An 11,125-nucleotide genomic window follows, 5' to 3' on the forward strand; every position below is an offset into this window, starting at 1 on the left:
TATTCATCAACGAGTGCCCACACAGATTGATAGGTTTAAATTGTTAAAGAGCTTCTCTTCGTTGTGACTTACATCACTTCGGAAGAGGCGGCCATTCTAGCGTTTTAATTCTCAGTGTCAAACACTTTTGAAAATTAATTTCTACTTTCTAAAAGTAGAAGCGAATTATCGCTTAAAGCTAGTTGCCTTACTAACATTCTTCGCTGAGGCCTTGTGGCGTCTACCGTGTCAGTGAGGCGGCATTATAGAGATGTTCCTCACATTGGCAAGTGTTTATTACCGAAAATTGCAAAAATAACGGTTAGATGATGGATAAACACCCAAAGCCTTATTTATGCAAGTTTAACTACAAAGTACCTACATAATAACCACAGACTTATCCACAATCGCTTTAATTTTATCCCCTAGAAACTAAAAAAGCTGCCTTGAGGCAGCTTTTTAAATGGCAATGAGTCTAAATCCCAGAACCATATTGCTCTCCATCGTCTTCATGGAGACCACATTCTCGTTTCAGACCATTGAAACGGGTTTCTTCTTCAGTCATACCCGGTTCCCATTTCTTAGTTGTATGAGTATCTCCAACAGAAAGGTACCCCTGCTCACGAAGTGGGTGGTAACTAAGGCCATGCTCTTCCAAGTAATAGTGAACATCTTTATTTGTCCAATCTATTACTGGCAAGAACTTAAACACACCATTTTGGATAGATAAGATCGGCAAGTTTGCGCGCGATTGAGATTGCTCTCTTCGCAACCCTGAAAACCAAGTGCCAGCCTCTAGTTCATCCAGCGCTCTTCTCATCGGTTCAACTTTATTAAGTTTGTTGTACTTCTCTATCCCTTCTATACCTTGATCCCAAAGTTTGCCATATTGCGCTTCTTGCCAATTAGAGCTCTGTTGTGCACGAAAGACTTGAAGGTTTAGAGTCAACTTCTGACTTAACTCATCTATAAAGCGATACGTTTCTGGGAATAGGTACCCGGTGTCTGTCAGAATAACTGGAATATCGGGTTTGGCTTGAGTCACTAAGTGCAGCATCAATGCTGCTTGGATTCCGAAACTAGAAGACACCACATGTGTTCCTTCTAAGTTTTCTAGAGCCCACTTCACTCTCTCTAATGCAGTTAGCTGTTCTAACTCAGCATTAATTTGTCCAAGACGAAGTATCTGCTCCGTCTTAGTCAATGCGAGTAGCTCTGCTAACTTCAGTTTTGAAGCGACAGAATTATGCATGCAGATCCCTCTTTGAAATGATCACCTCTTCGATGATGCCAGCTCGGATTGTAAAATCACCGAACCCTTCATTATCCGTTCGTTCCGTAGCCCAACGCCCCACCAGCGAATCAATCTCTTCTAAAATCTGAGCTGACGTGATGTTCTCTTTATACATCTTAGGAATACGAGTTCCGGCTTTGTTGCCACCTAAGTGCATGTTGTAACGCCCTGGAGCCTTGCCGACTAAACCCAGTTCAGCCAACATTGCACGACCACAGCCGTTTGGACAGCCTGTAATACGAAGGATGATGTTATCTTCTTCTGGTAATCCGTGTTTCTTCAGAATGTCTTCAACATCCGTTACAAACTCAGGAAGAAAACGTTCGGCTTCTGCCATTGCTAACGGACATGTTGGGAATGCCACACACGCCATTGAGTTCTTGCGCTGTTCTGAAACGGCATCATCCATTAGACCGTATTGACGTGCCAGCTTTTCAATTTGTGCCTTTTGGCTCTTAGGTACACCTGCAACAATGAGATTTTGGTTCGCTGTCATGCGGAAGTCACCTTTGTGGATCTTCGCTATTTCAGCAACACCTGTTTTCAGCGCTTTACCCGGAAAATCAAGTAAACGACCATTTTCGATGAATAACGCTAAGTGGTGCTTACCATCAATGCCTTCCGCCCAACCGATACGGTCGCCACGGCCAGTAAACTCATAAGGACGACTTTCAGCAAACTCAACGCCTGCACGTTTTTCTACTTCTGCCTTGAATACATCAATACCAACACGGTCTAGTGTGTATTTGGTTTTAGCATTCTTACGGTTCGAACGGTTACCCCAGTCACGTTGTGTCGTCACAACAGCTGCCGCTACATCTAACGTTTTCTCTAATGGCACAAAACCGAAATCGTCAGCTTTACGTGCATAAGTAGAAGTATCGCCGTGCGTCATAGCAAGACCACCGCCCACTAATACGTTAAAGCCCACCAGCTTTCCGTCTTTAGCAATCGCGATGAAGTTAAGATCGTTAGCATGAACATCTACGTCATTTTGCGGAGGAATTACAACCGTCGTCTTGAACTTACGTGGTAAATAGTTACTACCTAGGATAGGTTCTTCATCCGTTGTTGCTAGCTTTTCACCATCTAACCAGATTTCAGCATAAGCACGAGTCTTAGGTAATAGGTGTTCACTGATCTTTTTCGCCCACTCATAAGCTTCTTGGTGTAGCTCGGACTCAACCGGGTTTGTGGTACACAAAACATTTCGGTTTACGTCACCCGCAGTTGCGATTGAATCTATACCAATACTGTTTAGCGTTTGGTGCATTAACTTAATGTTCGGCTTCAATACACCGTGGAACTGGAAGGTTTGACGTGTTGTTAGACGGATAGAACCATAAGAGGTGCTTTCATCTGCGAATTTATCAATCGCTAACCACTGCTTAGGAGTGATGATGCCGCCTGGCATACGCGCACGAAGCATTACGTTATGTAAAGGTTCTAGCTTTTGCTTAGTACGTTCATTACGAATATCACGGTCATCTTGTTGATACATACCGTGGAAACGGATCAGTTGAAAGTTATCTGCGGTAAAACCACCAGTGATACGGTCTTGAAGATCTTGTTCAATCGTACCGCGAAGGTTTTTACTTTCACGCTTCAGACGTTCATTGTCAGCCAAAGGTCCCAGTACTTGACCTAGCACTTCTTGCTCTATTACTTGCTTGCTCATTAGTACACATCCCTTTGGTAACGTTTCGCTTTACGTAAATCATTAATATATTGTTCAGCTTGCTCGCGGCTCTGATTGCCATGTTTTTCCGCTATCGTAACCAACGCTTCATGAACATCTTTTGCCATTCGAGTTGCATCGCCACATACATAGAGGTACGCGCCCTCTTGAAGCCATTGCCAAACCTGCTCTGCCTGTTCAATTAATCGGTCTTGAACATAAACCTTTTCTTTTTGATCACGACTAAACGCAACATCAAGCTTGGTTAATGCACCAGATTTAAGATACCTCTGCCATTCAACTTGATATAAGAAATCTTGAGTAAAGGTACGGTCACCAAAGAACAACCAGCTTTTACCTTCAGCGTCATTGTTTTCACGCTCTTGAACAAAACTACGGAAAGGCGCGATACCTGTACCCGGGCCAACCATGATGATTGGTGTGTTGTCGTCTTGCGGCAGTTTGAAGTTATTGTTGTTCTCTACAAACACCTTCACTTCACCACCTTCTTCAAGGCGTTGAGCTAAGAAACTTGAAGCGCCACCCAGACGAGATTCATCGCCCTTTTGGTATTCAACCAGACCAACCGTCAAGTGAACTTCTTCATCTACTTCTGCTTGGCTTGACGCAATAGAGTAGAGACGTGGAGTTAACTTACGTAGTAGGCCAATCAATTCATCAGCCGATAGCTTGGTCTTCTTCTCAGCTAAAACATCGACAACTTGAGTATTACCCGCGTATTCACGAAGCTTGTCTTTATCTTCCACCAGCTTGATTAACTTCTTGCTGCCCGATAGTTCAGCAAACTTAGTCACAAGTTGAGGGTTTGAAGATGTAATCTCGAATTTACTGACGAGTGCGCTGTGGATAGATAAGTTGTCACCATCGACATCAACACTTTCGATACCAGATAACCCAACCTTAGAAAGGATCTGATTTGCGAGTTCTGAACTGTTTTCAAACCATACGCCTAGCGCATCACCCGGTTGGTAAGTAATACCCGACTCATCAAGATCAATCTCGATGTGACGAACATCTTTGCCCGAATCACGACCGGTGATCTTTTGGCTCGTCAATAATGTCGCGGTGTATGGGTTTTGTTTGGTGTATTGCGAATGACCAGCAGCCGCTTGACCGACTGGTAATTGAACCACATCGGCTTCAGTACCTGTCGATAGCGTCTCTTTTACTTGCTCTAATGCTTTAGCGCGCCATTCCGTTGCTGATTCTTCGTAATCAACATCACAATCAAGACGGTCAACAAACGATTTAGCACCAAGCTTAGCGAGGAAGTTATCGAAGTCTTTAGCCGTTTGGCAGAAGAACTCATAGCTTGAGTCACCTAAACCAATCACACCGTATTGTAGGTTTGATAATTTTGGCGCTTTCTTCGATTGAAGGAATTCATGCAACTCAATAGCGTTATCAGGGGCTTCGCCCTCACCATTGGTTGAAGCTACAAAAATGACGTGTGTCTCTTTGGCTAAGTTCTTACCTTTATAATCACTTGCATCGAAAAGCTCGACAGCAATCCCTAAGGCTTTCGCTTCTGCCTCAAGCGATTCGGCGACACCTTTCGCATTACCGGTTTGGGATGCGAAGATAATGCTGAGCTTACCCGCAGGTTTTTCGGCTACTGCAGCGGCTGCTTGAGCGATTGGCGCGGCGGCCCCCACCGGCTGAGTTTGGCTCACACCCCAAAGGTAACCACTGACCCATGCCAGTTGTTGAGAAGATAATTCAGAAACAGTTTGCTGAAGATGACCCAATTGTTGGTCATTAAGTGGTGCTGCTAGCCCAGGTAACTCAGTAGCCCCAGACTGTGCATTATTATTTTGTGAAGACTCTTTCTTATTTAAAGACATGGTCACGACATCCCTAATCATTGCGTGACGATAGATTAACCACTCCTTTTAATAACAAGAAAGAATAGAAAAGTATGTTTTATAACTTTTTGGAAGTAAAAACCGATTGAAACATCAATTGAGTTACTGGTTTTCAATACGAACTTGTTGAAAGCCAACCGCCATTGCCGACTTAGATGCTAGGTCTAAATCCGCGTAATGACACTCTTCACCATGAACATCAGTAAGCAAAACAAAGCCACCGCCCATATGGCGAAACTCCACAACCCAAGACCCCTCTTGAATTGAGGGCTCTATGATCGCTTCAACCAACAGATTTTCTCGATATAAATTTCGTAATTCATTGAGTGTCATATTCCATCCCTTGCTTTGACCTCACAACATAGACCTTATAAGAATAGACGCTAATTAGGTCTCTGTATTAAGGATGGTCGAAAGTGATGAATGTGCTAACTAATTCCAGAAAAGTATATACCCAAGTAACTTCAAGATGCTTGGGGATAACCAATAGATATAAAAAAACGCCACTTAATAAAGTGACGTTCTTAAATTTCGTTCTAGATTCGTTTTAATTGCCTAAAAGCGTACTTCTACGCCAGCAAACCAACCATCAACCATAACAAATGATTTAGGTGGCCCTGGCTTTGGGTCATCTAACGGATCAGGTTCTTTGTCTGTCTCAAGAGGTTTGTTCAGCTCTGAAGAGAAGAATTTGTCCGAATCAAGGTCGATCACACGATAGCCACCACGAAGTGCTATTTCAGTATCTGCCACTGGAATACGGTACTGAACACCCGCCATCAAATCGGTGCTCTTAATACCGTTGCTATCACCAAATTCCATCGTACCAATGATATCAAGCTGAGTATTAGGGACATTGATTTCTGCGTTACCGTAGAAGCTCCAAGTAAACTCATCAAAACTTGTCGTTTTCGAACTGTACGGATCTTTGTAATGTGAGTTTGCATACTGAGTAAATGTCACACCCGCATCGAAGTTCATCAACTTGTGATCCAACATTGTGTAGTAGAACGTGTAGTCATACTTATCAAACGCTAACAATGTTGTATCAACAGTAGAGTAGCGGAAACTCGCATTTGGCAGCTTAGGGGCATTATGCTCAAATGCGAAATACAACGAAGGTGAGTTTGAGTCACTCGACCTAGCTTCATTCAGCTTTGTACTTCCCCACCACATATCAGCACCGATCTTAGTCGTGTAAGAAAACTCTTCTTCAGCGGACACAGCCGAGCTTAAAGAAAGCATTCCCACTAAAGCAATTAATGGCATTTTATTCATTTGAGATAGCTCCAATTCCATATCGTTGTGCTAATTGTATGCACATTCATAGATTATTGGGGAAAATTCTACCACACATCTTAAATTCTAAAACGATAAACCGCTGACGAGTAAAGATTTGACGACACGATGACCTTAATAACGCCTTTGGTTAGAGCTGTGTACATAGTTTTTGAAAAACCACACACCCACTGCAATCACGATCAGCCAAGGCAGCAGTTTAAACACAACGCCCATCATACCCAAGACCAGCATGACCGCTAACGCGATTCCGGTTGCCGCTAGTACCGTCATAAACGTAATACCAGTAACGAGTAAAGTTGCGACGAAAATAAGAACAAAGATTAATTCAAACATAATGGTCTCCCTAATGAGTTTATGACCTATCTTTCCTACTTTCTAACATTGCAGCTTCCATACCAAGTTAGCCACAACCATAAACTCCTTACTTATCAGGAAAATAAAAAGCCACGCATCTTCATGCGTGGCTTTTCGGAAACTCACAATGGTAAATTTAGCCTCTAATGGCGAATTTAGCCTTGTTCTTTAAACCTTAAGCTTCTAACTTTTAATTCTTAGCTTTTGGCTTTTGCTTTAACCTTGAGGGTGTCTATACATTTAGCTCTTTAGGGATCTTAGCCAATGCCGTCTGTATCACCTCAATGCCAGCACCTTTCTTATGTGCATTCTCACTGATGTAACGACGCCATTGTCTTGCACCCGGCATACTTTGGAACAAACCCAGCATATGACGAGAGATATGACCAAGGCTCGCTCCATTCGAAAGCTGACGCTCAATGTACGGGTACATCTCTTCAACCACTTGTGAACGCTTCTTGATTGGCGTGTCTAAACCAAAGATCTGCTGATCAACTTCAGCCAAGATAAACGGGCTATGGTATGCCTCACGACCGATCATCACACCATCAAGGTGCTGCAAGTGCTCTTTAGTTTGTTCTAATGTAGTGATGCCACCATTTACCGCAATCACAAGATCAGAGAAGTCTTTCTTGATTTGGTACGCGCGATCGTAATCTAGCGGTGGGATCTCACGGTTCTCTTTCGGGCTAAGGCCACTCAACCACGCTTTACGTGCATGGATAGTAAACTGCTCACAACCGCCTTTTTCAGAAACAGTAGAAACAAATTTAGTCAGAAACTCGTAAGAGTCTTGGTCGTCGATACCAATACGCGTTTTCACCGTAATTGGAATATCCGTGACTTCTTTCATCGCTGACACACAATCTGCCACCAGCTCAGGCTCAGCCATTAGGCAAGCACCAAAGCGACCATTCTGAACTCGGTCTGAAGGACAACCTACATTGAGGTTCACTTCATCATAGCCACGCTCTCCAGCAAGCTTGGCACAAGCCGCCAAATCAACCGGGTTTGAACCACCAAGTTGAAGAGCTAATGGGTGTTCTTGCTCGTTATACTCTAGAAAGTCGCCCTTACCATGTAAGATCGCACCAGTTGTGACCATTTCCGTGTACAGAAGCGTCTGCTGAGAGAGCAAACGGTGAAAGTAACGACAGTGGCGGTCAGTCCAATCCAACATGGGTGCAACAGAAAGTCGGTTACTAGCGTATTTACTGGTTTTATTAGTGTTTGTCATGATTCAGTCTCAATTAATACTGTACAAACATACAGTGAATTACCTAGAATTAAACGGAATTACTTCCTGTAGTACCCCTCAAGTACCCCTTTAGGAGTTGGACAATGGCAAGTTATACCATCGAGACCAGAAAGCTAAAAAGCGGTGAACCAAGGTTCAAGGTAACAATCATCGTTAAAAAGAATTCGCGCATTATACACAGGGAAAGCAAAACTCTAAAAAAGAAAGCACTCGCTAAAGCTTTCGGTAAAAAAAGGGTAGCTGAACTAGAAGCTCAAGGGGTACTCAATCAGCCAAAAACAGTCCCCCTTTCGGTACTCCTCGATTTATTCATGGCAGAGCGTGACCTTTGGGACAATACAGGCCGAACAAAACGCTACGTTATTAAGATGCTTAGGGATTGCGACATCGCCCAAGTTGAGAGTAATCAGCTACGAACTAGCGACTTAATCGAGCACTGTAAAAATAGAAGAGGCGCAGGAGCCAAACCCGCAACGATTTATCATGATATTGCTTACCTACGTTCTGTAATGAAAAAGTCTAAGCCTGTCTTCAACATCGACACCAACCACCAAATATTTGATGAAGCTGTACCTGTTCTCATTGATATGGGGTTAGTTGGTAAGAGCCAGAAACGAACACGCCGCCCTACTTCTGAAGAACTGAAACTCTTAAAACTCGGATTAGAACAACGTGAATCTTTCAGGCCAAACGGCACAACTCGAATCCCATTCACTGACATTCTTGAATTCAGCATTCTTACTTGTATGCGAATTGGTGAAGTCTGCAAGCTGCGTTGGGAAGACCTCAACCAAGAACATAAAACGATACTCGTTAGAGATAGAAAAGATCCAAGGAAGAAAGAAGGTAATCACATGATTGTGCCGTTACTTGGCGAGTCATTTGAGATCGCACTAAAGCAACCAAATAAAGGTGAGCTTATTTTCCCATACAACTCACGAAGCGTTAGCGCTGGCTTTCAGCGAGTTAGAAACGAATTGGGTATTGAAGACTTGCGGTACCACGATTTACGCAGAGAGGGAGCGAGTCGGTTGTTTGAGAAAGGCTACTCTATTGAAGAAGTAGCTCAGGTGACTGGGCACAGGAACTTGAATATTTTGTGGCAGGTTTATACACAGCTATTTCCTCATAAATTACATGATAGAAGTTAAACTATTGATAAATATTCAAAACGATTAGAAGAAACTCATTGAAGATGCATGTGGTTTTATATATATTGATTCTACGTTGTGTTTAGAGATAAACCTCGCCATATATTGAGCCGTAAGGCTTGAGGGAAAGCCTAGCTTTCTGCCCTATTGACCCGTACATGACTAACAGTGACCTCGTGAGCACCGTTCGGAACATGCGGGAATTCGAACTTTTTGGGCGACCAAAAGTTCGTCGAGATGGGGGGCTAATTTAACAATTAGAGCTGATCAATCTCATTCTTCATGAGGGCGAACCTAAACTTAAAACTCCGCACGCGGCGGAGGGGTTTAGGGCATGGAGATAAACTATGAAACAAAGCAACTCACAACATGATCAGCAAGTACCTGTCAACGAACCCTCAAAGCGAGAGAAGCGCCAAAAGCAATTCAAACGCTTTTTAGTAGCTCTGAGCTGGATCCACCGCGCGTGGTACTGGTTCAACTTCTTCGGCTTAGGCGGAGGTGCAGAGTAAAACGGTATTCCCCCTAGTTTCGAAACAAGGTGAAATAATATGATTCATAGAGCACTTCGCGTAATACGCCAATACCATGACCTATCAATAGCAAAACTAGCTACCGACCTCCAGTTACCTAAACCTTATCTCGATGGTATCGAAAAAGGTTCGAAGCCTGTAACGGAAGAAATCCTTCAAAAATATTCCGACTTATTCGACATCCCGATGTCCTCGCTTGTTATGTTTTCCTCGCATATCAGTAATGAAAAACGCCTTGCTAAGAAAGTAAGAACATCACTAGCAGGTAAAGTATTAAAAATAGCTGAGTGGACAATAAGTAAAGATGAAAAAATCGAAGCTTAAGATAAAAACTAAAGGTAAAGAGTACGGCATTAAAGACTCTCCATTCTACAACCTTAGAACAAAGCACCACTTAGCAGTTCTGCTAAACTGCTCCAATTCAGATTTAAAAAAATATGCCAAAGATGTTGGCAACTACCATGAATTTGAAGAAAAAGGCGCAAACCAAAAAGTTAGGAAAATTCAGCAGCCAATGAGAGGACTAGATAAAGTTCATACTCGTATCGCAAGCTTGCTTTGTCGAATTACAACTCCCGACTATTTACACTCAGGAAAAAAGAAACACTCTAACGTATCAAACGCTCTAGCACACACAGAGGGAGAAAACTCCCGAACGCCTTTGATGACAACAGATGTGAAGTCATTTTTCCCATCAACATCTAAAAAAATGATTTTTTCTTTTTTCTACTCTGTAATGAAATGCTCGGCAGATGTATCAGACATATTGGCTGACATCTGTACTGTGCACCACTTCTTACCTACAGGTAGTCGAATTAGTATGCCCTTAGCATTTTGGGCTAACTCTAGAATGTTCTCTGAGCTAGAGCAATTATCGAAAAAACACGATATTTTCATGACCGTCTATGTCGATGACCTGACATTCTCAGGAGTTAACGTAAACCCTCTATTTAAAACAACTGTTAAGAAAATCCTCAATCGCTATGGACATATCATGCACCCAGACAAAACAAAAGTATATGACTGCGATGATGCAAAATTAGTAACAGGAGTGATCATAAAGGGCGGTACGATAATGGTTAGAAACGAGCAACGGAAGCAGCTTGTAAATGATTTATCGTGTTGGTCTGTGATTAAAAACCAACCCAACGCAATCAATAACACTTTTACTCAAAGGTTGATTGGGAGACTCCACTCTATGGGTGTTGTTGATGAGACATTTAAAAAGAGAGCAATGACAATTCGAAATCAAACGAATCGAACACCTATCTCTTAAAATGATCTTGCCCCTCTAACCGAGTCAATCGTTCATCCATTTTTGCTGCCTCAGGCGTAACCATTTCACATCCGTTTTAAGAGTTACGCCTACTCCACTTGATAAAGCGCTGACAACGGCGACGATTAGTGTTTGATACTCTGCCATTTACTTAAACTCGTTGCGTAGGGTTTCCCATAGGCCAAATACTATTGGAGCACTTGCGCCAATAATACCCCCGAGTTGAACACCGTCTGCCGATACGCTTGCGGTGATAAGTTCAGGGTGACCAACTACCAAAGCAGCTCCCGCACCAAGTAACGCTAAACCCTTTTTAGTGGATGGTTGGTCAAGGTCGATTCCGATTTTTTCTAGTAAGTATTCCAAATCCGCGTGTTGGGAGTTCGAATCTCTCCACCCCTGCCATCTTCAAAG

At 42.9% G+C, this 11,125-nt stretch carries 12 protein-coding genes; 4 read left to right on the forward strand and 8 right to left on the reverse strand.

Translation table 11 applies throughout. From position 1 onward, the window contains the following. Positions 1 to 454: 454 nt before the first annotated feature. The 7 genes from ACED28_RS21850 to dusA all read right to left on the reverse strand — a co-directional run bounded on the left by ACED28_RS21850 (position 455) and on the right by dusA (position 7,730). Positions 455 to 1,231, reverse strand: a complete 777-nt coding sequence (locus ACED28_RS21850; protein WP_102250087.1) for a phosphoadenylyl-sulfate reductase — start codon at positions 1,229 to 1,231, stop codon at positions 455 to 457. Continuing rightward, positions 1,224 to 2,951 (reverse strand): assimilatory sulfite reductase (NADPH) hemoprotein subunit, encoded by a 1,728-nt coding sequence (gene cysI, locus ACED28_RS21855; RefSeq protein WP_371710734.1) that lies wholly within the window; start codon positions 2,949 to 2,951, stop codon positions 1,224 to 1,226. Before cysI ends, ACED28_RS21850 begins: the two co-directional genes overlap by 8 nt. After that, complete coding sequence (locus ACED28_RS21860) at positions 2,951 to 4,816, reverse strand: assimilatory sulfite reductase (NADPH) flavoprotein subunit (RefSeq protein WP_371710735.1); 1,866 nt, start codon at positions 4,814 to 4,816, stop codon at positions 2,951 to 2,953. Before ACED28_RS21860 ends, cysI begins: the two co-directional genes overlap by 1 nt. Positions 4,817 to 4,939: 123 nt before the next feature. Beyond that, on the reverse strand, positions 4,940 to 5,170 hold the full coding sequence (locus tag ACED28_RS21865; RefSeq protein WP_004735813.1) for a hypothetical protein: 231 nt from the start codon (positions 5,168 to 5,170) through the stop codon (positions 4,940 to 4,942). Positions 5,171 to 5,392: 222 nt separating this feature from the next. Next, positions 5,393 to 6,115, reverse strand: a complete 723-nt coding sequence (locus tag ACED28_RS21870; protein WP_080518003.1) for a TIGR04219 family outer membrane beta-barrel protein — start codon at positions 6,113 to 6,115, stop codon at positions 5,393 to 5,395. Between the two features lie 135 nt (positions 6,116 to 6,250). Next, positions 6,251 to 6,472, reverse strand: coding sequence for an envelope stress response protein PspG (pspG, locus tag ACED28_RS21875; RefSeq protein ID WP_009847904.1), 222 nt, complete (start codon positions 6,470 to 6,472; stop codon positions 6,251 to 6,253). Between the two features lie 253 nt (positions 6,473 to 6,725). Beyond that, positions 6,726 to 7,730, reverse strand: coding sequence for a tRNA dihydrouridine(20/20a) synthase DusA (gene dusA, locus ACED28_RS21880; RefSeq protein ID WP_135383036.1), 1,005 nt, complete (start codon positions 7,728 to 7,730; stop codon positions 6,726 to 6,728). Positions 7,731 to 7,834: 104 nt separating this feature from the next. On the opposite strand from dusA, the gene ACED28_RS21885 reads away from it, so the two are divergent. The 4 genes from ACED28_RS21885 to ACED28_RS21900 all read left to right on the forward strand — a co-directional run bounded on the left by ACED28_RS21885 (position 7,835) and on the right by ACED28_RS21900 (position 10,711). Then, a complete protein-coding gene (locus ACED28_RS21885) occupies positions 7,835 to 8,902 on the forward strand; it encodes a tyrosine-type recombinase/integrase (protein WP_371710737.1) in 1,068 nt (355 codons plus the stop codon). 347 nt (positions 8,903 to 9,249) lie between these two features. After that, the gene (locus ACED28_RS21890; RefSeq protein ID WP_371710739.1) at positions 9,250 to 9,414 is read left to right on the forward strand and encodes a hypothetical protein; all 165 of its coding nucleotides are present in this window, start codon (positions 9,250 to 9,252) and stop codon (positions 9,412 to 9,414) included. Between the two features lie 39 nt (positions 9,415 to 9,453). After that, positions 9,454 to 9,759, forward strand: coding sequence for a helix-turn-helix domain-containing protein (locus tag ACED28_RS21895; protein ID WP_371710740.1), 306 nt, complete (start codon positions 9,454 to 9,456; stop codon positions 9,757 to 9,759). Continuing rightward, positions 9,740 to 10,711 (forward strand): reverse transcriptase family protein, encoded by a 972-nt coding sequence (locus tag ACED28_RS21900; RefSeq protein ID WP_371710741.1) that lies wholly within the window; start codon positions 9,740 to 9,742, stop codon positions 10,709 to 10,711. Before ACED28_RS21895 ends, ACED28_RS21900 begins: the two co-directional genes overlap by 20 nt. Positions 10,712 to 10,858: 147 nt before the next feature. Here ACED28_RS21900 and ACED28_RS21905 read toward each other — a convergent pair whose 3' ends face one another. Then, entirely contained in the window at positions 10,859 to 11,077 is a 219-nt protein-coding gene (locus tag ACED28_RS21905; protein ID WP_371710742.1) for a hypothetical protein, read from the reverse strand. Between the last annotated feature and the right edge of the window lie 48 nt (positions 11,078 to 11,125).

Source organism: Vibrio sp. 1F253, from assembly GCF_041439295.1.
Lineage (GTDB): Bacteria > Pseudomonadota > Gammaproteobacteria > Enterobacterales > Vibrionaceae > Vibrio > Vibrio tasmaniensis_A.